The sequence below is a fragment of the Mycobacterium sp. NTMscope_MAC_12 genome (genome assembly GCF_976985675.1).
Window position 1 is genome coordinate 4,567,479 of record NZ_CDRJYY010000001.1, and the last position, 22,996, is coordinate 4,590,474.

15 protein-coding genes are annotated in these 22,996 nt (G+C 69.8%); 5 read left to right on the forward strand and 10 right to left on the reverse strand.

What is annotated here, in order from left to right; all coding sequences use genetic code 11:
* The first annotated feature begins 13 nt into the window (after positions 1-13).
* The 4 genes from recC to AC0KS4_RS21175 are packed head-to-tail and all read left to right on the forward strand — an operon-like array spanning position 14 to position 9,079.
* Positions 14-3,322 (forward strand): exodeoxyribonuclease V subunit gamma, encoded by a 3,309-nt coding sequence (gene recC / locus AC0KS4_RS21160; RefSeq protein ID WP_238956864.1) that lies wholly within the window; start codon positions 14-16, stop codon positions 3,320-3,322.
* Complete coding sequence (recB, locus tag AC0KS4_RS21165; RefSeq protein ID WP_238956865.1) at positions 3,322-6,624, forward strand: exodeoxyribonuclease V subunit beta; 3,303 nt, start codon at positions 3,322-3,324, stop codon at positions 6,622-6,624. Before recC ends, recB begins: the two co-directional genes overlap by 1 nt.
* Positions 6,621-8,342, forward strand: a complete 1,722-nt coding sequence (gene recD, locus AC0KS4_RS21170; protein WP_425326335.1) for an exodeoxyribonuclease V subunit alpha — start codon at positions 6,621-6,623, stop codon at positions 8,340-8,342. The genes recB and recD overlap by 4 nt, the downstream gene beginning before the upstream one ends.
* Positions 8,339-9,079, forward strand: a complete 741-nt coding sequence (locus AC0KS4_RS21175) for a TVP38/TMEM64 family protein (protein WP_225328344.1) — start codon at positions 8,339-8,341, stop codon at positions 9,077-9,079. The genes recD and AC0KS4_RS21175 overlap by 4 nt, the downstream gene beginning before the upstream one ends.
* 23 nt (positions 9,080-9,102) lie before the next feature.
* Here AC0KS4_RS21175 and AC0KS4_RS21180 read toward each other — a convergent pair whose 3' ends face one another.
* From AC0KS4_RS21180 to AC0KS4_RS21225, 10 genes are all read right to left on the reverse strand, one after another.
* A complete protein-coding gene (locus tag AC0KS4_RS21180; RefSeq protein ID WP_238956866.1) occupies positions 9,103-10,653 on the reverse strand; it encodes an MCE family protein in 1,551 nt (516 codons plus the stop codon).
* Between the two features lie 3 nt (positions 10,654-10,656).
* A complete protein-coding gene (locus AC0KS4_RS21185) occupies positions 10,657-11,811 on the reverse strand; it encodes a virulence factor Mce family protein (protein WP_238956867.1) in 1,155 nt (384 codons plus the stop codon).
* A gap of 17 nt (positions 11,812-11,828) precedes the next feature.
* Positions 11,829-13,331 (reverse strand): virulence factor Mce family protein, encoded by a 1,503-nt coding sequence (locus tag AC0KS4_RS21190; protein WP_238956868.1) that lies wholly within the window; start codon positions 13,329-13,331, stop codon positions 11,829-11,831.
* Positions 13,328-14,791: a virulence factor Mce family protein gene (locus AC0KS4_RS21195; RefSeq protein WP_238956869.1), complete on the reverse strand. Its 1,464-nt coding sequence runs from the start codon at positions 14,789-14,791 to the stop codon at positions 13,328-13,330. The genes AC0KS4_RS21190 and AC0KS4_RS21195 overlap by 4 nt, the downstream gene beginning before the upstream one ends.
* The gene (locus AC0KS4_RS21200; RefSeq protein ID WP_238956870.1) at positions 14,788-15,819 is read right to left on the reverse strand and encodes an MCE family protein; all 1,032 of its coding nucleotides are present in this window, start codon (positions 15,817-15,819) and stop codon (positions 14,788-14,790) included. The genes AC0KS4_RS21195 and AC0KS4_RS21200 overlap by 4 nt, the downstream gene beginning before the upstream one ends.
* Complete coding sequence (locus AC0KS4_RS21205) at positions 15,816-17,039, reverse strand: MCE family protein (RefSeq protein WP_238956871.1); 1,224 nt, start codon at positions 17,037-17,039, stop codon at positions 15,816-15,818. Before AC0KS4_RS21205 ends, AC0KS4_RS21200 begins: the two co-directional genes overlap by 4 nt.
* A 5-nt stretch (positions 17,040-17,044) precedes the next feature.
* Complete coding sequence (locus AC0KS4_RS21210; RefSeq protein ID WP_225328351.1) at positions 17,045-17,914, reverse strand: ABC transporter permease; 870 nt, start codon at positions 17,912-17,914, stop codon at positions 17,045-17,047.
* Positions 17,914-18,711 carry an MlaE family ABC transporter permease gene (locus AC0KS4_RS21215; RefSeq protein WP_238956872.1) on the reverse strand — a complete coding sequence of 266 codons (798 nt, stop codon included), beginning with the start codon at positions 18,709-18,711 and terminating at the stop codon, positions 17,914-17,916. Before AC0KS4_RS21215 ends, AC0KS4_RS21210 begins: the two co-directional genes overlap by 1 nt.
* Positions 18,708-19,430, reverse strand: coding sequence for a FadR/GntR family transcriptional regulator (locus AC0KS4_RS21220; RefSeq protein WP_238956873.1), 723 nt, complete (start codon positions 19,428-19,430; stop codon positions 18,708-18,710). The genes AC0KS4_RS21215 and AC0KS4_RS21220 overlap by 4 nt, the downstream gene beginning before the upstream one ends.
* Before the next feature lie 82 nt (positions 19,431-19,512).
* Positions 19,513-20,469, reverse strand: a complete 957-nt coding sequence (locus AC0KS4_RS21225; RefSeq protein ID WP_238956874.1) for a class I SAM-dependent methyltransferase — start codon at positions 20,467-20,469, stop codon at positions 19,513-19,515.
* Between the two features lie 143 nt (positions 20,470-20,612).
* On the opposite strand from AC0KS4_RS21225, the gene AC0KS4_RS21230 reads away from it, so the two are divergent.
* Positions 20,613-22,988 (forward strand): lysylphosphatidylglycerol synthase transmembrane domain-containing protein, encoded by a 2,376-nt coding sequence (locus AC0KS4_RS21230; protein WP_238956875.1) that lies wholly within the window; start codon positions 20,613-20,615, stop codon positions 22,986-22,988.
* Positions 22,989-22,996 lie beyond the last annotated feature (8 nt).

The following is a 22,996-nucleotide window of genomic DNA, read 5'->3' on the forward strand; positions in this document are numbered from 1 at the left end:
TCGTGACAGCGCAATGCCGCTTCATCTGCACCGCGCCGAGCGCACCGATCTGTTGGCCGACGGCCTCGGCGCTCTGCTGGCCGATCCCCCGGCCGACCCGTTCGCCGCCGAGCTCGTCGTGGTCCCGGCGCGCGGGGTGGAGCGCTGGCTCAGCCAGCGGCTGTCGCATGTGCTCGGTGGCGCGCGCGGCGGCGGGGTTTCCGGCGGGGTGTGCGCCGGGGTTTCCTTCCGCAGTCCTGGCTCGCTGATCGCCGAAATCGCCGGCACCGCCGACGACGATCCGTGGTCGCCGGAGGCCATGGTGTGGCCCCTGCTGGAGGCGATCGATCACTCGCTGGACGAACCGTGGTGCCGCACGCTGGCAACCCATCTCGGTCACTTCCACACCGGCGCGGAGGCCGAGCTGCGCCGGGGCCGGCGCTACGAGGTGGCGCGCCGGTTGGCCGGGCTGTTCGCCTCCTACGCGCGGCAGCGCCCGCAACTGCTGATCGACTGGTCCGACGGCGGCTCCGGCGACCTCGACGAGGACCTGCGCTGGCAGCCGGAGCTGTGGCGGGCGCTGGTGTCGCGCGTCGCGGCCGATCCACCGCACATTCGCCACGCCAAGACCCTCGCGCGGCTGTCCGCGGCGCCCAGCGACCTGCCCGCGCGGCTGTCGCTGTTCGGGCACACCCGGCTGTCCCGCACCGACTCCGAGCTGCTGGCCGCCCTGGCCATCCACCACGAGCTGCACCTGTGGCTGCCGCACCCCAGCGACCGGCTCTGGCGCGCGCTGGCCGGCACGCGCGGGCCGATCCCCCGCCGCGAGGACACCAGCCACCGCGCCGTGAACCATCCGCTGCTCGCCACCCTGGGGCGGGACCTGCGCGAGCTGCAGCGCGGCCTGCCGGCGGACCCGCAGACCGACGAGTACCTGGCCGGGGAAGCGCGCCCGGACACGCTGCTCGGCTGGGTCCAGTCCGACATCGCCGCCAACGCCGTCCGACCGCAAGGCCGCTCGCTGGCCGTCGACGACCGATCGGTGCAGATCCACAACTGCCACGGCCCGGCCCGCCAGGTCGATGTGCTGCGCGAGGTGCTGCTCGGCCTGTTGGCCGACGACCCGACGCTCGAACCGCGCGACATCCTGGTGATGTGCCCGGACATCGAAACCTACGCGCCGCTGATCGTGGCCGACTTCGGCCTCGGCGACGTGGTGCACGGCGCGCACCCCGCCCACCAGCTCCGGGTGCGGCTGGCGGATCGCTCACTGATCCAGACCAATCCGCTGCTGGCTGTGGCCGCCCAACTGCTGGGGCTCGCCGGTGGCAGGGTGACCGCCAGCGAGGTGCTCAACCTGGCGCAGGCCGCGCCGGTGCGCGCCCGGTTCGGCTTCACCGACGACGATCTGGAGGCCATCACCCGCTGGGTGCGGCAGGCCAACATCCGGTGGGGACTCGACCAGGAGCATCGGCGGCCCTACCACGTCGACTTCGTGCACAACACATGGCGTTTCGGCATCGACCGGATATTGGCCGGCGTCGCGATGTCCGACGACTCGAACGCCTGGATCGACTCCACCCTGCCGCTCGACGACGTGAGCAGCAATCGCGTGCCCTTGGCCGGCCAGTTCGCCGAATTCGTCGCCCGGCTTCGGCACGTGGTCGACTCCCTCACCGGCACACGGACATTGACCGAGTGGCTGGCCACCCTCGCCGAGGCCACCACGCTGTTGACGCGGGTGCACGAGTCCGAGGAATGGCAGGCCGGTCAGGTGCGGCGGGAGTTCGCCGCCGTCCTGGGACAGGCCGGGCCACGAGGCGACACGGTGCTGCGGCTGCCCGACATTCGCGCGCTGCTGACCCGGCACCTGGCCGGGCGCCCGACGCGGGCCAACTTCCGCACCGGCACCCTCACGGTGTGCACCATGGTGCCGATGCGCTCGGTCCCCCACCGGGTGGTGTGCCTGGTCGGCCTGGACGACGGGCTGTTCCCGCGTCTCGGCGTCGCCGACGGGGACGACGCGCTGGCCCGGTGCCCGATGACCGGAGAGCGCGACATCCGTTCGGAGGACCGGCAATTGCTGCTCGACGCGATCGGCGCCGCCACCGAGAAACTGGTGATCACCTACACCGGCGCCAACGAATATTCGGGGCAGCCGCGCCCGCCCGCCGTGCCGCTGGCCGAATTGCTGGATACCCTCGACACCACCACGCCGGAGACGGTGCGCCACCGCGTCGCCGTCGAGCATCCCTTGCAGCCGTTCGACATTCGCAACGTCATCCCCGGCGAACTGGTGCCGGGGGTGCCGTTCAGTTTCGACCCCACGGTGCTGCGGGCGGCGCGGGCGGCCGCCGGCGAACACACCGAGCAACCCAGGTTCATCGCGGCGCCGCTGCCGCCCCCGCCGGCGGACGACGTCAACCTCGCCGACCTCGTCGGCTTCTTCAAAGACCCGGTGAAGGGCTTCTTCCGCGCCCTGGAATTCACGCTGCCCTACGACGTCGACGGTGTCCAGGACGCCATGCCGGTCGACATCAACGGCCTCGAAGAATGGACCGTCGGCGACCGGATGCTGGGCGACATCCTGCGCGGGATGAGCCCCGACGACGCGCGGCAAGCCGAGTGGCGCCGCGGCACACTGCCGCCGGGCCAGCTGGGATGGCGCAAGGTCACCGAGATCCGCGACCAGGCCGCGACGCTGGCGATCGAGGCGATCCGGCATCGGCAAGGCCGCCGCCAGGCCGGGGCCACCGCCTACGACGTCGACATCGACCTGGGCGCCGGGCGGCGACTCACCGGCACGGTGTCGCCGGTCTATGACGATGCGTTGGTCTCGGTGACCTATTCAAGGCTGGACGGCAAACACCTGCTCGAGTCGTGGATTCCGTTGCTGGCGTTGACCGCTCACGACCCCGGCCGCGACTGGTCGGCGGTGTGCATCGGCCGCATGCGCCGCGGCACCAGCATCCGGGTCGAGGGGCTGGGGCCGCCGGGCGCCGATCCCGTCGAGGTGCTGCGCGAGTTGGTGACGATCTACGACGCGGGACGACGAGAACCGATTCCGTTGCCCATCAAGACATCCTATGCGTGGGCGGCCGCCCGGCACGGCGGCGACGACCCGGCGGCCGAGGCGCGGCGCCGGTGGAAGTCCGGCGACCGCTTCCCCGGCGAGGACCAGGCGCCGGCGCACGTACGGGCGTGGGGACGCGGCGCTCAACTGGAAGACCTGATGCAGCCGGTGCGGCCGGGCGAGGAGTGCGACGGCGAGGACAACCGGCTCGGCGCCTACGCGGCCCGGCTGTGGCTGCCGATGCTGCGCGCGGAACGGAAGCTCATCTGATGGAACGCTTCGACCTGTTGGGCCCGCTGCCGGCCGAGCGCTCCACCACCGTGCTGGAGGCCAGCGCGGGCACCGGCAAGACGTTCGCGTTGGCCGGCCTGGTGACGCGGTACCTCGCCGACGGCGCGGCCAGCCTGGATCAGATGCTGCTCATCACGTTCGGCCGCGCCGCCAGCCAGGAGCTGAGGGAACGTGTCCGCTGCCAAATCGTCGATGCGGTAAGGGCTTTCGCCGACCCGTCGACGGTCGGCGACAACCAGCTGGTGGCGTACCTGCTGGACGGCACCGCCGATCAGGTCGAGGCGCGCCGGCAGCGCCTCCGCGACGCGCTGGCCGGCTTCGACGCGGCGACCATCGCCACCACCCACCAGTTTTGCCAGCTGGTGCTGCGCTCGCTCGGGGTGGCCGGCGACACCGCCGCGAGCGTGACCCTGCTCGACAACCTCGACGATCTGGTGACCGAGATCGTCGACGACTTGTACCTCGCGCACTTCGGGCAGGAACGCGACGACCCGGCGCTGCATTACTCCGAGGCGCTGCGGCTGGCCCGCGAGGCGGTCAACAACCCGTCGACCCAGCTGCGTCCGCGCGACCCGGACCCCGATTCGCGGGCCGCCGTCAGCCTCCGCTTCGCCAATGACGTTCTGGCCGAGCTCGATACGCGCAAGCGCCGCCTCGGCGTCCTCGGCTACGACGACCTGCTGACCCGGCTGGCCGAGGCGCTGGCCGCCGACCGCTCCCCCGCCCGGCTGCGCATGCATCAGCGTTGGCCGATCGTCATGGTCGACGAGTTCCAGGACACCGACCCGGTGCAATGGCAGGTGATCGACCGCGCGTTCACCGGGCGCTCGACCGTGATCCTGATCGGCGACCCCAAACAGGCGATCTATGCGTTCCGCGGGGGCGACATCGTGACCTACCTGCGGGCGGCGGCGACGGCGGGCCGGCGCATGACGCTGGACACCAACTGGCGCAGCGATTCCGCGCTGGTGGCGCGGCTGCAGGTGGTGCTACGCGGCGCCCAGCTCGGTGATTCCGCGATCGTGGTGCACGACGTCGGCGCGCGGCACCGGGGCCATCGGCTCGCCGGCGCGCCGCGCAACGATCCGTTTCGGCTGCGGGTCGTGTCGCGAAAGACCCTGGGCCGCCGCGGCATTCAGAACCTGCCCATCGACGAGTTGCGGGAACACATCGGCGCCGATCTCGCCGCCGACATCCGCGCCCTGCTCGCCGCCGGCGCCACGTTCGACGGTAAACCGCTGCAGGCCCGCGACATCGCCGTCATCGTGGAACGGCACCGGGACGCGCACGCCTGCTTCGAGGCCCTGTGCGCCGCGGGCGTTCCCGCGGTCTACACCGGCAACACCGACGTGTTCACCTCCGAGGCCGCCGAGGACTGGTTGTGCCTGCTGGAGGCCTTCGACCAACCGCACCGGCCCGGCATGGTGCGCGCCGCGGCGGCGACGATGTTCTTCGGCGAGACGGCCCAGACGCTGGCGGCCGGCGGGGACGCCCTCACGGACCGGATCGCAAAAACGCTGCGGGAGTGGGCCGGTCACGCGCGCGAACGCGGCGTCGCCGCCATCTTCGAAGCCGCCCAGCTGCTCGGGATGCGGGACCGCGTGCTCGGCTGGCGCGGCGGCGAGCGGCACATGACCGACCTGGCGCACGTCACCCAGCTGCTGCAGGACGTCGCGCACCGCGAGCATTACAGCCTGCCGGCGCTGCGCGACTGGCTGCGCCGGCAACGCGACGAGCGCGGCGGCGCCCCCGAACGCAACCGCCGGCTCGACAGCGACGCCGCCGCCGTCCAGATCATGACCGTCTTCGTCAGCAAGGGCCTGCAATACCCGATCGTGTACCTGCCGTTCGCGTTCAACCGCAACACCCAGGACAGCGATGTGGTGCTGTTCCACGACGAGGACGGCACGCGTTGCCTGCACGTCGGCGGCAAGGACAGCCCCGACTTCAAAACCGTTGAGCGGCTGGGCCGTAAAGAGGACGCCAGCGATGACAGCAGGCTGACCTACGTCGCGTTGACCCGGGCGCAGACCCAGGTGGTGGCGTGGTGGTCACCGGCGTACAACGAACCCAACGGCGGCCTGTCGCGGCTGCTGCGCGGCCGACGGCCCGGCGATCCGGTCGTTCCGGACCGATGTGAACCCGCGAAGGTCTCCGACGACGACGCCCTGGCCCGGTTGCGCGAGTGGGAGGCCGCCGGCGGGCCGGTCATCGAGGACTCGGTGGTGGCGCCCGCCCCGTCGCTGCCGCCGGCGCCGGTGCCCCGGCACCTGGACAGCCGCCACTTCCATCGTGCCATCGACACCACCTGGCGGCGCACCTCCTATTCCGGCCTGATCCGGCTGGCCCAGGCCAGCGGCGTCAGCAGCGAACCCGACGCCGCCGGACTCGACGACGAGGTCGGCGACATCCCGTTGACCTCCCCGGTCGCCGGGCCGGACGTGCCCTCGCCGATGGCAAACCTTCCGGCGGGCGCGACGTTCGGCTCCCTGGTGCACGCCGTGCTGGAGACGGCCGACCCGTCCGCCGCGGACCTGGCCGCCGAGCTGGAGGCGCACATCCGGGAGCATTCGGCGTGGTGGCCGGTCGCCGCGGCCCCCGAGGAGCTGGCGTCCGCGATGGTGCCGATGCACGACACACCGCTGGGGCCCCTGGCGGGTGGGCTGACGCTGCGCCACATCGGGCTGTCGGATCGGTTGCGGGAACTGGACTTCGAGCTGCCCCTGGCCGGCGGCGACCGGCCCTCGGCGGGGCCGCAGGCCCGGCTGGCGGATCTCGCGCCGCTGTTGCGCGAGCACCTGCCGGCCGACGATCCGCTGGCCTCCTATGCCGATCGGCTGACGGACCCCGCGCTCGGTGACCAAGCGTTGCGCGGGTACCTCACCGGCTCGATCGACGCGGTGCTCCGCGTTCCCGACGGCGCGGGGCACCGCTTCGTGGTGGTGGACTACAAGACCAACCGGCTCGGGGATCCGGAGCGGCCGCTGACGGCCGCCGATTATGACCGGCCACGGATGGCGGAGGCGATGCTGCATTCGGACTATCCGCTGCAGGCGCTGCTGTACTGCGCGGTGCTGCACCGGTTCTTGCGTTGGCGGGTAGGCGATTACGACCCGGGCCGGCACCTCGGTGGTGTCCTGTACCTGTTCGTGCGCGGCATGTGCGGCGCGGACACCCCGGTGCTCGACGGGCACCCGGCCGGCGTCTTCAGTTGGCGCCCGCCGCCGTCGTTGATCACGGCCCTGTCGGACCTGCTCGACGCCCGGGTGGTGCCCGCGTGACGGTGGAGGTGATGTACGCGACCGGGTTGCTGCGCACGTTCAGCGATGCCGGTGTGTTCGAGGCCACGGATGTCCATGTGGCGCAACGGCTCACCGCGCTGACCGGTGAATCCGACGAGCGGGTGGCGCTGGCGGTCGCGCTGGTGGTGCGCGCGCTGCGGGGCGGTTCGGTGTGCGTGGATCTGCGCGCGGCGCCCGCACAGGTCGGCGAGGCCGACCTGCCGTGGCCCGGCGCCGACGACTGGCTGGCGGCGGTGCGGGCCAGCGCGTTGCTGGGGCCGCCGCCGGTGCTGCGGTTCTTCGGCGATCTGCTGTACTTCGACCGGTATTGGCTCGAGGAGGAGCAGGTGTGCACCGACCTGCTGGCCCTTTCGGCCGCCCCCGTGATCGTCGAATCATCAAGCTATGACCGGCTTTTCGGCCCCGGGTTCGAAGAGCAGCGGGCGGCCGCCGAAATCGCGGTGTCGCAGGCGGTGACCGTGCTGACCGGCGGCCCCGGCACCGGGAAGACCACCACGATCGCCCGGCTGCTCGCGCTGCTGGTCGAGCACGCCGAGCGGGCCGGCCTGCCGCGACCCCGGATCGCGCTGGCGGCGCCGACCGGCAAGGCCGCCGCCCGGCTGGCCGAGGCGGTGGCCGCGGGAGCCGAAGGGCTAGGCGCGGTGGACCGGGCGCGCCTGGCCGACCTGCCGGGGACCACGCTGCACCGGCTGCTGGGTCCCCGGCCCGATACGTCGGTGCGGTTCAGGCACAATCGCGCCAATCGGCTGCCGCACGACGTCATCGTGGTCGACGAGACGTCGATGGTCTCGTTGACGATGATGGCCCGGCTGGTCGAGGCGGTGCGGCCGGATTCCCGGCTGATTCTGGTCGGCGACCCGGACCAGTTGGCGTCGGTGGAGGCGGGCGCCGTGCTGGCCGACCTGGTGGACGGGCTGGCCGCCCGCGACGACGTGCGGGTCGCCGCGCTGCGCACGCCGCACCGATTCGGCACGTCGATCGGCGCGCTGGCCGAAGCGATCCGGGTCGGCGACGCGGACCGGGTGGTGGAGCTGCTCGCGGCCGGCGGTGAGCATGTCGAGTGGGTGGATTCACCGCGCCCGGCCGACCGGCTGCGCGAGGTGCTGGTCGCGCACGCGCTGCGGCTACGGTCGGCCGCGCTGCTGGGCGCGACCCACGAGGCGTTGGCCACGCTCGACGAACACCGGCTGCTGTGCGCCCACCGGGAGGGGCCGTACGGGGCGGCGCACTGGAACACGCTGGTGCAGAAGTGGATTGCCGAGGCGACCGGACAGCCGGCGTGGTCGCAGTGGTACGCCGGGCGCCCGCTGCTGGTGACGGCGAACGACTACGGGCTGCGGCTCTACAACGGCGACACCGGGGTGGCGGTCGCCGGCGCGGAGGGCCTGCGGGCAGTCATCGCCGGCGCGGCCGGGCCGCTAGACTTCGCGACCAGCCGCCTCGGCGAGGTGGAGACGATGCACGCCATGACCATCCACAAGAGTCAGGGCAGCCAGGCCGATGAGGTGACCGTGTTGATACCGCCGGAGGATTCGCGGCTGCTGACGCGGGAACTGTTCTACACGGCCGTGACCCGGGCACAGACCAGGGTGCGGGTGGTGGGGCCCGAGGCCTCGGTGCGCGCGGCGATCGAGCGCCGGGCGATGCGGGCCACCGGATTGCGGCAGCGGCTGCGGGCCGACGCCGCCGCGACGTGACCGCCGGCGGGGACGACGGCGACGGTCCCGCCCCCACAACGCAACCCGTGTCGCGGCGCGGCCCCCTCGTGCGGCTCGCCGTGTTCGCGGCCTTTCTGGCCGTGGTGTTCTATCTGGTGGCCGTCGCGCACGTCATCGACATCGAGGAGATCCGGCGGGTGGTGTCGGCCACCGGGCCGGCCGCCCCGCTGACCTACGTCGTGGTCTCGGCCGTGGCCGGCGCGCTGTTCGTGCCGGGCTCGATCCTCGCCGCGGGCAGCGGGTTGTTGTTCGGTCCGCTACTGGGCGTGTTCGTGACGCTGGGCGCGACGGTGGGCACGGCGATCGTGGCGAGTTTCGCCGGCCGCCGGGCGGGCCGCGACAGCGCCCGCGCGCTGCTGGGCGCGCGGCGGGCCGACCGCGTCGACGCCCTGATCGGGCGCCGCGGACTGTGGGCGGTCGTCGGGCAGCGGTTCGTCCCCGGGATCTCGGATGCGCTGGCCTCGTACGCGTTCGGGGCGTTCGGAGTCCCGTTGTGGCAGATGGCCGTTGGCGCGTTCATCGGTTCGGTTCCGCGGGCATTCGTCTATACCGCGCTGGGCGCCTCGATCGGCAACCGGTCGTCGCCGCTGGCGTACGCGGCGATCGCGGTGTGGTGCGTGAGCGCCATCGTCGGCGCGTTCGCCGCGCATCGCGGGTACCGGAAATGGCGTGGGCACGGCCGCGAGCGCGACCACGCCTCGCGCCCGGATTCGTAACACCGGAACGCGCTCGCCGGTTTTCAGCGAGCCGGGCCCAGCATCGTCTTCCACCCCTCGTCGCCGACATTGGCCGAATTCGCAACGGAATAGACCACGCCGTCGGGACCCACGACTTTGCCGCTGCGCACGTCGTAAAGCGCCGTGGGCAGCGCGCTCGGCGTGTAGGTGCACGGGTTCGGCTGCTGCCCGTTGCACCAGACGGTGCCCGATCCCGGCCGCTGCAGCGGATCGCTGATCGGCGGCGGCGTGCCCGGCAGCCGATCCGCTGGCAAGGGGTTGAGGCCGTTGTTGACCGACGGCGCCGGAATCACCTGACCCGGTTTCACCGGTTGGTCACAACGCGCGCTGGGCGCGGGGCAGGTGAGGATCTGATCGGGGTCGCCGTACCAGGGGTTGGTGCCGAGCGGCGCATAGGGTTCGGGGCTGCGGCACTCGCGCGGGGTCGCCGCCCGTTTACCGGGCCGGTCCACGCAGGGGTAATTGCGCGCTCCGCGAACCACATTCGTCGCGTCCATCGGAATCTTGCAGTAGGTGCCCGCCGGCAGCGGCGCGGTGCCGGTATCCGCCGGCGACCGCCACTCCGATGCCGACAGGAAGCCGGTGAGGCACGGCGGCGGCTGGTTGAGTGAGATGGCGCCGACGCCGAGGGCGGCCTGGCCGGGAGACTGCGCAGTCACCGACTGGGCGATCGCGCCCGACTGCGGCAAGAACACCAGCGCCTGCTCAACACCGTTGTGGTAGCGCTTGAGCATGTCGATCACGACCTCGAGATTGGCCAGCGTCTGCGGCAACGACTCCCGCACGTCACCGAAGGTGGTGTTCACCTGCGCGGCCGTCGGCGCCGCGTTGGCCAGAATGCTTCGCACCGCCTGATCGTGCTGCGCGGTCTGCGCGGCCAGCGTGTTCAGATTGGCAGCCCAACGGCCGATCGTGTCAGCCGAATCGGCCTGGCTGTCGATGATGGGCGCCGAGCGTTCGATGATGTCGTCGACATCGTCGACGCTGCCGCGGAAGTCGTGGGCGATCGCCTGGGTGGCGTCCACCAGCCGTCGCAGCGACGGCCCCAGCCCCCCGAGGGCCTGCGACGTCTCGTAGAGCAGTGAGGCGATCTTGTCCTTCGGCAGCACCGCCAGCCCACGGTTGGCGGCATCGAGCGCGGGACCGATCTGGCTGGGAACCGTGCTCTTGCTGATCGTCTGACCATCGGCCAGGTACGGGCCCCGGTTGGCGCTCGATACCAGGTCGATGTATTGCTCCCCCACCGCCGAGACCGAATGCACATTGGCCGAAGCGTCGGCCGGTATCTGGTAGCCGTTCTCGATGCTCATCGTGGCGCGCGCGCCGCGCTCGGTCGGTGCGACGCCGGTGACCTTGCCGATGGTGATCCCCCGGTAGGTGACGTTGGCCGTTCGATACAGGCCCCCCGACTGCGGCAATTCGGCATACAGGGTGTACCGGCCGACACCGGCCAGGCTCGGTATCCGCAGGTAGTACCAGCCGAGAATTACCACCGCGGCCACCGCCACCGCCGTCAGGAGCGCCAGCTGGGTTTTGATCAAGCGGGGCAACATCTTTCATTCGCCCCTTTCGACCAGCGGCCCACCCGGGGCGTCGTTGGGGTTCGGCGTATAGCGGACGTCCGGGATCATGGTGTCCGGGTCCCGTCCCCACGACTGCTCGAGCGCCCGCAGCGCCCCGGACAGTCCGGTGCCGGTCAGCATCGTGTTGTCGATGGTGGAAAGCGTCAGGTCGAGCGCGGCGGAGACGTTGACGTAGTCGCCGCGGATCACCTGAGCGACGTCGTCGATGTTGAACGGCGCGGTGAGGCCCAATTTCAGCGCGCCGGCCAGGAACGGGGAGGCCAGGACGAGTTGGCCGAGCGGCCGCTGCAGCGACCGTAGGCTGCGGTGCAGGTTGGGCCTGGCGTCGGTCAAGGCGCGGTCGGCGGCGCTGCTGAACCGCCCCAGGGATTCGGTGGCGTCGGCGAACAGTTCGCGGGTGTCGGCGAAGTGCTGGATCAGCGGCGGGATGTCGGTCAGGACCCGGTCCAGCGTGTCCTTCCGGTTCGCGAAGATGGTCAGGAGTTGGTTGGTCGAATCGATCGCGCGGGTGAGGTCGTCGCGCTGGCGGTTCAATTCGGTGATGAAAGTGTCCAAGCGACCGAGGAATTCGCGAATCTGATCGGCGTGCCCATCGAGGACCTTGACGATCTCGGTTTGGATCGCGTCGAGGTTCGCGATGCCGCCGCCATTGAGGATCACCGCGACGCTCGCCAGCGTTCGTTCGACGGTCGGGTAGGCCGAGGAATTCTTCAGGGGAATGGTGTCGCCGCTCTTCAATTGCTGCGCGGACGGGTTTTTCGGCGCGGCCAGCTCGACGTGCTGGGTGCCCAGCAGACTGGTCTGGCCGATCCTGGCGGTCGCATTCGCGGGCAGCTTCACGCCGGGATCGAGGTCCAGCCGCAGGGTGGCGATCCAGTTCTTCAGGGTGATCGCACGCACCGTGCCGACCCAGACGTCGGCGACCCGCACCCGGCTATTGGTGTTCAGCGCCAGCGTGTCCGGCATCTGTACGTAAATCGTCACATGGTCGCCGCCGGTGCCGCGGCCGATCGGTAGCGGCACGTCGGCGATGCCCCGCCAATTGCAGGACGTCAACATCGCCGCCAGCAGGCAGACGAGGCCGCGGCGGCCGGCTCCGACCATGGCTCGCCGCAGTGGTGTTCTCATCGGCTTGTCGTTCGCGTTCACTGGCCGGGCCCCGGCTGTGCCGGCCGCGGAAACCACGGCGGGGGTGCGGGATTCGACTCGTCGTAGGCGTTCGGTGGTCCCGGCGCGGTGGCCCCCGCCGGCGGGGGCGGGGCGATGTCCTGACCGCCCATGAGCTCGGTCAGCGATTCGGGGGTGAGCATGCCGGCGGTGGCCGGCTGGACTTGCGTGCCCTGCATCCCGGGTGCGACCACCCAGCCCGGCTCGTGGTTGCCGTGCGAAAAGGGTGTGTCGCGCGAGAAGATCCCCGGGACGGTGGTGTCCTTGTATCCGGGCGGGGGGCGCAGTCGCTCTTCGGAATACGCCACCTCCTTGGGCAGGGTGGCCGCCGAGTTGAACAAGTTCAAGCTGGCCGGCGGGTAGTTGAATTTGATGGCGTCGAGCACCGGCGCCAGATACTGCGCGCACAGCTCGGCCGAGTCCTGATAACCCAGCCGGCTGCCGGCCTGAATGGCGCTGCAGATGAAATGAACGGGGTTGGCGAAGTTGGGGAACACGAACAGGCCCACCAGCGAGCTGTGTGCGGGTTCGTAGAGGTTGTTGAAGTTGCCCGCAAAGGTGGGCAGCACGTGCAAGGCGATTTCCAGGCCATCCCGCGGCTCGGGTTGCAGGATCGTGGTGGTCACGTCGGCGAGGTTGTCGACATCATGGGACAGCGTTGCCCCGTTGTCGCTCAGGAACTTTCGCGCGGCGTCGAGCACGTCGTCGAGATGGGTGATGGTGTCGCCGACGTCGTGGTCGGATTTGGTGAACCAGTCGGTGAACTGGGCCAGGTTGTCGTTGAGCGCGACGAACTGTTGCTTGTGCTGGTAGAGCGCGGTGACGAACTGGGCCAGGCTTTTGGTGATCGCGACGAAGTCGCCCCGGCCCTCGTTGAGGGCGGTCAGCGCCTGCGACAGGCTGTTCAGGGTTTCGTTGACCTGCCTGCCCCTGCCGGCCAGGTTGTCCGCGGCCGATTCGATGACATCGCCGAACGGCCCCGCCGGCTGCTGGGGTGTGGGCCCGAGCTGCCGCAGGATGCCGTTGATGGAGTCCCGCAGCTGATCCCACTCGACGGGCACCTGGGTGCGCTCTAGCGGGATGACCTCGCCGTCGGTCAGCACCGGGCCGCCGGTGTAGGGCGGTGACAACTGGATGGTGCGCGAGGCCACCAGGCTGGGGTTGAGGATCACGGCGGTGGCCTTGGCGGGCACCTTGTATTTGTTGTTGTAGTGCAACGTGATTCGCATCTTGTCGCCGGCCGGCTCGATCTTGTCGATCGAACCGACCCGCACGCCCATGATCTGAACCCTGTCGCCCGGGTACAGCGCCAGGGTCTCGGAAAAGTACGCGACGACAGTGGTGGTGGTCAGCTTCCGGTAGAGCTGCACCCCGGCGGCGGCGGCGACGAGGACGAAGATCGCCGCCAACGCCGCGCTGATCACGACCCGGGCAGACAGTCGGGGCAATCGCAGGCTGCGGATGTCGAAGATGGTGCTCACCGGTCGCTACCTCCCGTCCCGCCGGGCGCGACGGACGGCGCCGGGTTCAGATTCTCGGTGCGCGATCCCGGCGGGGCGTGCGCGGGAAGCGGCACCGGGGTGCCGGGAACGTCCGGCGGCGCCTCACCCGGGCGGCCCGCGGAGGGGATGCCGGGGCCCGGCGGGGGGCCGTAAGGGTTTGGCTGCGATGGCCCGACGTCCAGTGGCGCCGGAAAGCCGCCGGGGGCCGGGCCGAACGGGCCGTGCTCGGAAGCCGCGCAGGGCAACGGATTTCCGGGCCGGGGCGGGTTATCGGCCGCGGGGGTGTACGAACACGGCGATCCCGGCGGCACGGCCGGCCCCGGATGCTCCGGGGTGCCCTCCAGCACCGGCGGCGCCGGCGGCGGTGCGCCGTTGGGAAATCGGGTTCCGTTGGGGTCGGGCCAGCGGAACTCCGGCAACCCGGCGCTGCGCCAGAAGTTCTCCGGGTCGATGCCCCGCTTCTTGAACGCCGCGTCGACCCACGGCTGAAGGACTTGGTAGGGCAGCAGATTCGCCACGATCGCCTTGAAGAACGGCCCGGACGCGACCGCCTCGGTCAGGGAGGCGGTGTATCGGCTGACCAGCACGAGCACGTCGGACAGCTCCTTTTTGCGTTTGACCAACTCGTCGCTGACCGTGCCCAACTGCTGTAACACGTGGTGCGCGTTGGGGTTTTCCTTGATGAATCCGGACACCTGGGTGGACACCGCCGACACGTTGCTCAGCAGAACGCTCAGCGCCTGGCTGCGCTCGCGGAACGCGGAAAGCAGCGTGTTGGCGTTGACCAGCAGCCCGTCGACCTGTTGGCGGCGGTCGCCGATGACGCGAGTGATCTTGTCGGCGTTCGCCAGTAACTGCTTGATCTGGTCGTCCCGATTCCCGATGGTGCCCGAGAATTTGGCCACGCCGTCGAGGGCGGCCTTCAGGTGCGGCGCGGTCTGATCGAACGTCTCCGACAACACGTTCAGCGACCGCTTGACGACGTCGATGTTCCAGTCCGTCGCCGCCTTCGTGACATCGACGAACGCGTCGTAGATCTGATACGGCGTCGTGGTCTGGGCCGAGGGGATGATCCCGTTGGGCCGGAGCGGATCCGAGCCGCGGGGCTGTATCGCCATGTTTTTGCGCCCGAGGAAGGTGTCGGTGCGGATCGCGGCGCGGCTTTGCGCCCCGATCGTCTTGCCGGGCATCGAAAAGCCAACCAGGACACGGTCGCCGCGGATCTCCAGCGAGCGCACCAATCCGACGTTCACCCCGGCGATTTCCACCTTGTCGCCGGGGCTGATGCCACCGGTGTCTACGAATTGGGCGTAGTAGGTCGGCGTGGCGAACAGCATCGGCACGCTGGTGAAACTCTGTCCCACACCGACGACGAGCAGCGTCACCAGCGTGCCCATCAGACCGACGCGGGTGCGGTTGAACTCCGTCAGCGTCCTCATTGCGGCGTGCACCTCCCGGTCGGCTGCCCGAAGAGTTTGACCGTGCGTACCGGACCGCCGGGCTGTAACCCGTTGACCTTGACCGAAATGTCACACAGGTAGAAGTTGTAGAAGTCGCCGTAAATGCCGCCGGCGCGGCCGATCACGCGGAACGCGTTCGGCAGCTTGGCCAGCACGTCGTCGACCGTCGGCAGGTCGTTGATGAGCGATTGCTCGATGCCCTCGAGGTGTCCGAGCGTGTCGTGCAGCACCGGCCGTTCGTCGCGGAGCAGATCGGCCACGGTTCCCGCCGCGTCGCTGATGTGTGCCGCCGCCGCGGCCAGCGGATCGGCCCTGTTCTTCAATCCGGTGATGAGCAGTTCCAACTTGTCGACCGTTCGGTCGAATTCCTTCTCGTGCTTGACGGTGGTGGCCAGCACGGTATTCAGGTTGTTGATGACCTCACCGATCGCCTTGTCGCGGTCGGCCAGCGCCCCCGTCAGTGCGGCGGTCTGGTCGAGGATGTCGTTGATGGTCGCGCCCTGCCCACCGAACACGGTGATGATCGACTGGGCGATGCTGTTGACCTTGTTCGGATCCAAAGCCTTGAAAAGCGGGCGGAATCCTCCGATCAGCGCATCGAGATCCAGTGCCGGCTGGGTGCGCTCGAGCGGGATCAGGCCACCCGGGGGCAGCCGTTGGCCGCTGTTGCCGTGTTTGAGCTCCAGGTAGCGGTCGCCGATCAGGTTGAGGTAGCGGATCGACGCGGTCGTCGCCCGGTCCAGTGGCAGCGTGCGATCCACGTTGAACTCCACCAACACCCGCGTGTCCCGGTCGGTCAGCGTCACCTTGGAGACCTTGCCGACCTCGACCCCCGACGCGCGCACGAATTGCCCCGCCCGCAATCCGCTCGCGTCGGTGAAGGCCGCGACGTATCCGGTGGTGCGATCGAATCGCACCTGGCCGAACACGATGATGATCATCACGGTGAACATCGCCAGCACCAACCAGAAGATGCCGAGTTTGACTGCCGTATGAGTGGTCTTCATGGGTTGATCGTGTTCTCCCCGTATTGGCGTCCCCAGACGTATTCGGTGGCCAGCGGCTGACCGATCTCGAAGTGGTTGTAGGGCGCGACGCTGGCGCCGGTGTCCATGACCAGGTACGGGGCGGGCCAGAGTTCTCGGGTGATCTTCTGCCAGCAGCCGGGCCGCCCGCCCGGGCCCCCGCGGGCGTTCACCCGCGGCAGGTTGTCGGGATACACGTAGGGATTGGGCGCACCGATGATGGACCCGGCGGCCGCCAACGAATAGCCGTTGCCGCCGGCCGCTTTCGCGACTTCCGGGGCGGCGTCGTGGAAGTTGCGGACCATGCAGAACAGTTCGGGGCTGTAGGTGTCGAGGAGGTCGGCGGTGGGCACCAGATCGGCGGCGCCGCGCGCGAGATACGGCCCGCCCCTGGCGAAGATGTCTTCGCCGTTGTGCCCGACGCCCACCGCCGCCAACAGCGCGGCGTCCAGGTCCCCCTGTTGTCGGGTCAGGGTGCGCGCGGTGGTCACCGCGTTGCGCAGAAAGTCGAACAGGTCGGGTGAGGCCCTGGTGTATGCGTCGGCCAGGTCCGCCAACCGCCGCACGTCATGGCGGATCTGGGGCATCCGTGGATTCAACTGCGCCAGAATGGCATTCCCGTTGACGATGGATTCACCGAACCTGCCTCCCAGCCCGTCCAGCGCCTGCGCCAGCGCGGACAGCGTCGCGTTCAGCTCGATCGGATTCACTTTCTCGGCTATCGAGGTGACCGTCTCGAACAACGTGTTGAATTCGGTGGTCACCGACCGCGCGTCGATCACGTCATGCGGTGAGATGCGTCGCCCGGCGGCCTTTTCCGGTGCGATCGGCGATGTCAGTGACACGTACTTGTTGCCGAACAGGGTGGCCGCCTCGATGGTGGCCACCACGTTCGCCGGAATCAGGTCGATGGAGCGTGGATCCACGTCCAATGTCAGCTTGGCCGCCGGCGCGTCGTCGCGCTCGATCTCGGAGATGGCGGCCACCCGGCCGATCTCGACGCCGTTGTAGGTGACTTTGGAACCCGGCTCCATCACCAGGCCCGCCCGCGTGGCGACCATCGTGAGCTCGGTCTTGGGTGTGAACTCCCCCCGAAACTGCAGATATACCAGTAGCAAGACCAGCCCGCAGACCACGAGCAGGATCACGCCCTCGACGTACACCCACGCGCGTCGGCGATTCCGCGGCATCGGCGTCGTCATGGCGGCTACACCGTGAGATTGAAGTTCGGGTCGACGCCGTAGAGCGCCAACTGCGCGAGCAGGACCACGACCACCACCGAGACCAGTGAGAACCGCATCGAACGGCCAACGGCCTGGCCGACGCCCACCGGGCCGCCGCTGGCGGTATAGCCGTAGTAGCAGTGGGTGATCATCACGACCACCGCGATGATGACGACCTCGACAACCGACCAGCCCACGTCTTCGGGTCGCAGGAACGTGCGGAAGTAATGCTCGTAGGTACCGTTCGACTGGCCGTAGAACACCGTCGTGACGATCTGGCCCGAGGTGAACGCCATGTCGAGGGCAAGGGCGTACAGCGGCGTGATGACCGCCAGCCCACCCAGGATCCGGGTGGAGACCAGAAACGAAATCGATTTGATGCCCATGACTTCCAGCGCGTCGATCTCCTCGCTGATCCGCATGGCGCCCAGCTGCGCGGTGGCGCCGGCGCCGACCGTCGCGGCCAGCGTGACACCGGCGACGATCGGCGCGGCGACGCGCGTATTGGCCAGTGCGGCAAAGAACCCGGTGAACGCCTCGACCCCGATGTTGCCCAGCGACGCGAAGCCCTGGATGGCGATCAGCGAGCCACCGGACAGGGTCACGAACCCGATGATCGCGACCGTGCCGCCGACGACGGCCATCGCACCGGTGCCCATGCCGATCTCGGCGATGAGCCGCAGCGTCTCGCGCCGGTACCGGCGCAACGCCCAGCCGATCTGCCCGACGCTGATCCGGGCGAACCTGGCGAAAACCCCGATCCGCCAAAGCCTTCGGGCCGCGCCGCCGCCAAAGCGGTCGAGGCCGGCGGCCGTCCGCGGGTAGCGGGCGCGCAGCACGACCGTCGCGGCCATCAGCGCCCGGTCCCGAACCGCACGCCGATCGTGGTCAGCACCACGTTGACCGCGAACAACGCGATCACGCACAACACCAGCGTCTCGTTGACGGCGGTGCCGACACCTTTGGGGCCGCCCTTCGTGGTCAGGCCGCGGTAACAGCCGACCAGGCCGGCGATCGTTCCGAACGTGGCCGACTTGACCACCGAAATGATCACCTCGGGCAAGCCGGTGACCAAGGTGAGGGTGCCGACGTAGGCCCCGGCCGAGATGTGTTGGATGAAAACGCCGAACACGAATCCGCCGACCAGGCCGATGGTGATCACCGCGCCGTTGAGCAGCGTCGCCACGATGGTCGCGGCGACCACGCGGGGCACCACCAGCCGGTGAATCGGGTCGATGCCGAGCACTTCCATCGCGTCGATCTCCTCGCGGATGGTGCGCGCGCCCAGGTCCGCACAGATCGCGGTGGATCCCGCGCCCGCGATCACGAGCACGGTGGTCAGCGGCCCCAGCTGCGTGACCGCGCCCAGTGCCGCGCCGGCGCCCGAGATGTCGGCGGCACCGAACTCCGCCAGCAAGATGTTGAGCGTGAAGATGATCAACACGGTCAGCGGGATCGCGACCGCCAGGGTCGGCAACAACGAGACGCTGGTGATGAACCAGCCCTGCTCGATCGTCTCCCGCCACTGGAAGGGCCGACGAAACAGCGCCTTGCCGGCCAGCACGCAGGTCCGGAAGAAGCCGCCGACCGCGTCGACGCCGGGCTGAATCTGACCGCGCAGATAGGTGGTGATCACGGTGTGGCTGCTCACCGCGGCTCCCCCCGGCGGTCGAGCGCGGCCGTCATCGTGGCATTGGCGAGCTCGAGGACGTCGTGGGCGGCCTTCCGCGCCGCGGCGGCATCGCCGCCGCAGATGGCGCCGGCCAGTTTCCGGTACGCGTCCGCACGGTTGACCTCGGGGGTCATCGCGGTCGCCAGGGCGGCCAGCGCGCGCTCATAGGCGGCACGAAAGGCGTTGTACATCAACCGGAATACGATCGAACCGGAGCTGTCGACCAGATGATCCCAGAACGCGAGCGTGTCGAGTTGCCACTCGACCGGGTCCGCGCGGACCTCGAGGCCCGCCAGCGAATCCTCGAGCAGCGCGACCAGTTCGGGCCCGTGTTGTTCGGCTGCCAGCTCGGCGACCTTCGGTCCGATACGCAGCCGGGCCTCGAGAATGCTGCGGAAGACGACCGGGTCGAGTTCGCCGTTGCGAAACAGCAACTGGGGCAGCAGATCAAGGCCGGCGTGCCGCCGGAAATCGCGCACGGTGGTGACGCCGCCCTGGCGCACCTCGACCAGGCTGGCCGCCGAGAGCCGCTTGAGCGCCTCGCGGACGGCGGGCCGGGACACGCCGAAAACCTCCGCCAGCCGGCGCTCGCTGGGCAACGCAGCGCCCGGCCGCATCTCGCCGCTCAGCACATCGGTTGCGATCTGGTCGAAAACCGCTTCAGGCACCGATCTGCGAATTACCGGCTGCAGCGCCATGCGGCCAGTGTGGCGGGCCGAAAGCCAGTCAGGTGGTCAGACCACCGGCGTGTCGCGAATCTTGCAGATCTTTCCGGGGCGGCTAACGCGTGGTCCGCTGCGCGGCCACAAACAGATTGCCCGGCACGTAGTCCCGCACCTCCTTGGCCGCCGCTCGGCCGTAGCCGGCCATCAACTCGTCGGACGGTGTCACCGTCACGTCCCAGCCATGACGGCCGAACCACTCGCCGACGTCCTCGCGCTCCTCGAAGTACCACAGCTCGTCGGTCCTCGGCACCTGCCGGTCGGGATCGACCTCGGCCATCAGCGCTTGGATCCGGTCCATCCGCTCCCGGCGCCGCGCGCGAAGCTGCGGGTCGAGGAACTTGGGACCGAGCACCTCCACGGCGACCCGGCTGCCGGGGGCGGTGAGTCCCTGAACGCGGTCGAACAGCAGCTCCTGCGCGGCCGCCGGCAGATAAGGCATCAGCCCCTCGGCCGACCACACGCTGGGCGCGCTGGCGTCAAAACCCGCCTGCCGCAACGCCTCCGGCCAATCCTGGCGCAGGTCCACCGCAACAGGGACGCGGCGACAGGTGGGCTGCGCGCCGTGCTCGGCGAGCGTCGACGCCTTGAAGTCCAGCACCCGGGGCTGGTCGAGCTCGTAGACCGTCGTCCCCGCCGGCCAGGGCAACCGCCACGACCGCGCGTCCAGGCCGGCGGCCAGGATCACCGCCTGCCGGATGCCGGCGCCGGTCGCTTGAGTCGCATCGAGGAAGAAGTTGTCGAAAAACGCCGTGCGCGAGGCCATGTAGCCGACCATCGACTGCATCTGCAGCGGCAGACTCGGTTCGGCTTCGACGACCGCGTCAGGTAGTTGCCCCGCCGAATGCCAGTTCCACACGCCGTCGCCGGCGGCATCGAGGAAAACCTGGGCGAACGGATCGCTGATCAACGGGTTCTCTCCGCGGGTCTCGGCGGCGCGGGCCGCGGCCACACCGAGCGCGGTCGCCCCCACGCTCTCGGTGATCTCCCAGCTGTCGTTGTCGGTCCTGGCCACGCGCACGTCCTTCCCACTTCGCTAGCACGGCTACCTACCCGACCCTACGCGCGGCGGATGAGTGGGAGCTGTCCCCGAGTCCGGTATTCGGTTACCTTGTCGGCGAGCCCATCGGCAGGGCGAATCCGAAGGATCGTTGATACATGCGAGTTGACGGGCGCGACATCCCCGTTTCCGGCAGCCTGCTGCAGCCACTGACCCGGCGGACCAACGACATCCTGCGGCTGGCCCTGGCCGCGCTCTTTCTGGCGCTGGTGATCACGGGTTCGGTGATCACCCGCCCGCAGTGGATCGCGCTGGAGAAATCCATCTCGCAGATCGTCGGTGTCTTGTCGCCCACCCAATCCGATGTGGTGTACCTGGTGTACGGGCTGGCGATCGTGGCGCTGCCGTTCATGATCCTCATCGGCCTGATCGTCGCCGGGCAGTGGAAACTGCTGGGTGCCTACGCGACCGCGGGGCTGAGCGCGATCGTGCTGTTGTCGATCAGCGGCACCGGCCTGGCGGCGCCCCGATGGCACTTCGACGTCCACGACCGGCTGACCACGCTGCCGGCGCAGTTGCTCGACGACCCCCGCTGGATCGGGATGCTGGCGGCGGTGCTGACGGTGTCGGGCCCCTGGCTGCCGGCGCGCTGGCGGCACTGGTGGTGGGCCCTGCTGCTGGCCTTCGTGCCCATCCACCTCGTGATCAGCGCGGTCGTTCCGGCGCGGTCGCTGGTCGGCCTGGCGGTCGGGTGGGTGGTCGGCGCGCTGGTGGTGCTGGTCGTGGGCACCCCCGCGCTCGAGGTGCCGCTCGACACCGCGGTGCGCGCGATGGCCAAAGCCGGCTTCGTCGTCTCGCGGCTCACCGTGGTGCGGCCGGCCGGGCGCGGCCCGCTCATCCTTTCGGCCGACGGCGACGATTCCGGCCGCACGGCGCTGATCGAGTTGTACGGCCCGCACCAACGCAGCGGCGGCGCGCTGCGCCAGCTGTGGGGAAAGCTGAAGCTGCGCGACACCGAGACCGCCCCGCTGGTGACGTCCATGCGCCGCGCGGTGGAGCATCGCGCGTTGATGGCGATCGCCGTCGGTGACGCCGGCGTGGCCAACACCGCGACGGTCGCCCTCGCCCCGCTGGACCGGGGATGGATGCTGCACTCGCACAAGCCTGCTCGCGGCACGCCGATCGACCGCTGCGCGACGGCGACGCCCGTTCGCCGGCTGTGGGAATCACTGCGGATCCTCAACGACCGTCAGATCGCCCACGGCGACCTGCGCAGCCAGCACATCACGGTCGACGACGGCGCGGTGTTGTTCGGCAGCTTCGGCAGCGCCGAGTACGGCGCGACCGATGCCCAGCTTCAGTCGGATATCGCGCAGCTGCTGGTGACCACGTCGGCGCTGTATGACCCGAAGTCCGCGGTGCGCGCCGCGATCGACGTGTTCGGCGCGGACACCATTTTGTCGGCGTCCCGCCGGCTCACCAAAGTCGCTGTGCCGAGGTTCATTCGGCGCTCGGTGCCGGACGCCGGCACCCTCATCTCGGAGGCGCGCGCGGAGGTGAAGCGCCAAACCGGCGCCGATCAGATCAAGCCGCAAACCATCACGCGGTTCACCCGCAGCCAGATGATCCAGCTGGTGCTCTTCGGTGCGCTGGTCTATGTCGCGTATCCCTTCATCAGCACGGCACCGACGTTCTTCTCCGAGCTGAAGACGGCGAACTGGTCGTGGGCGCTGCTGGGTTTGCTGGTGTCGGCGCTCACCTACGTCGGCGCGGCCGCCGCGCTGTGGGCCTGCGCGGACGGCATGGTGAACTTCTGGACACTGTCAATCGCGCAGGTGGCCAACACTTTTGCCGCGACCACCACGCCCGCCGGGGTCGGCGGCCTGGCGCTGTCGACGCGGTTCCTGCAGAAGAGCGGCCTGTCGGCGATGCGGGCGACCGCGGCGGTGGCGCTACAGCAGTCGGTGCAGGTGATCGCGCATCTCGCGCTGCTGGTCGTGTTCAGCGCCGCCGCGGGCGCCTCGATGAATCTGCGGCATTTCGTGCCGAGCGCGACCCTGCTGTATCTGATCGCGGGTGTGGCGCTGGGCATCATCGGCACCTTCTTGTTCGTGCCCACGCTGCGCAAATGGCTGTCCACCGAGGTGCGCCCGAAGCTGAACGAGGTGGTCGGCGACCTGGTGAAGCTCGCCCGCGAGCCGCGGCGGCTGGCCCTGATCCTGCTGGGGTGCGCCGGCACCACCCTCGGCGCGGCGCTCGCGCTGTGGGCCAGCATCGAAGCTTTCGGCGGGGGCACGACATTCGTGGCCGTCACCGTGGTCACCATGGTCGGTGGGACGCTGGCCTCGGCCGCCCCGACCCCCGGCGGCGTCGGCGCCGTCGAGGCGGCGCTGATCGGTGGCCTGGCCGCCTTCGGCGTGCCCGCGGCCATCGGTGTGCCGTCGGTGCTGCTGTATCGGGTGCTGACCTGTTGGCTACCGGTATTCGTCGGGTGGCCGGTGATGCGATGGTTGACCAATAACGAGATGATCTGAGAGATCCC

Excerpts from the sequence above, each read along its gene's own strand:
- recC (WP_238956864.1), top strand. The coding sequence starts at position 14 with ATGCCGCTTCATCTGCACCGCGCCGAGCGCACCGATCTGTTGGCCGAC.
- recB (WP_238956865.1), top strand. The coding sequence starts at position 3,322 with ATGGAACGCTTCGACCTGTTGGGCCCGCTGCCGGCCGAGCGCTCCACC.
- AC0KS4_RS21180 (WP_238956866.1), bottom strand. The coding sequence starts at position 10,653 with ATGTTGCCCCGCTTGATCAAAACCCAGCTGGCGCTCCTGACGGCGGTG.
- AC0KS4_RS21185 (WP_238956867.1), bottom strand. The coding sequence starts at position 11,811 with ATGAGAACACCACTGCGGCGAGCCATGGTCGGAGCCGGCCGCCGCGGC.
- AC0KS4_RS21195 (WP_238956869.1), bottom strand. The coding sequence starts at position 14,791 with ATGAGGACGCTGACGGAGTTCAACCGCACCCGCGTCGGTCTGATGGGC.
- AC0KS4_RS21200 (WP_238956870.1), bottom strand. The coding sequence starts at position 15,819 with ATGAAGACCACTCATACGGCAGTCAAACTCGGCATCTTCTGGTTGGTG.
- AC0KS4_RS21205 (WP_238956871.1), bottom strand. The coding sequence starts at position 17,039 with ATGACGACGCCGATGCCGCGGAATCGCCGACGCGCGTGGGTGTACGTC.
- AC0KS4_RS21210 (WP_225328351.1), bottom strand. The coding sequence starts at position 17,914 with ATGGCCGCGACGGTCGTGCTGCGCGCCCGCTACCCGCGGACGGCCGCC.
- AC0KS4_RS21220 (WP_238956873.1), bottom strand. The coding sequence starts at position 19,430 with ATGGCGCTGCAGCCGGTAATTCGCAGATCGGTGCCTGAAGCGGTTTTC.
- AC0KS4_RS21230 (WP_238956875.1), top strand. The coding sequence starts at position 20,613 with ATGCGAGTTGACGGGCGCGACATCCCCGTTTCCGGCAGCCTGCTGCAG.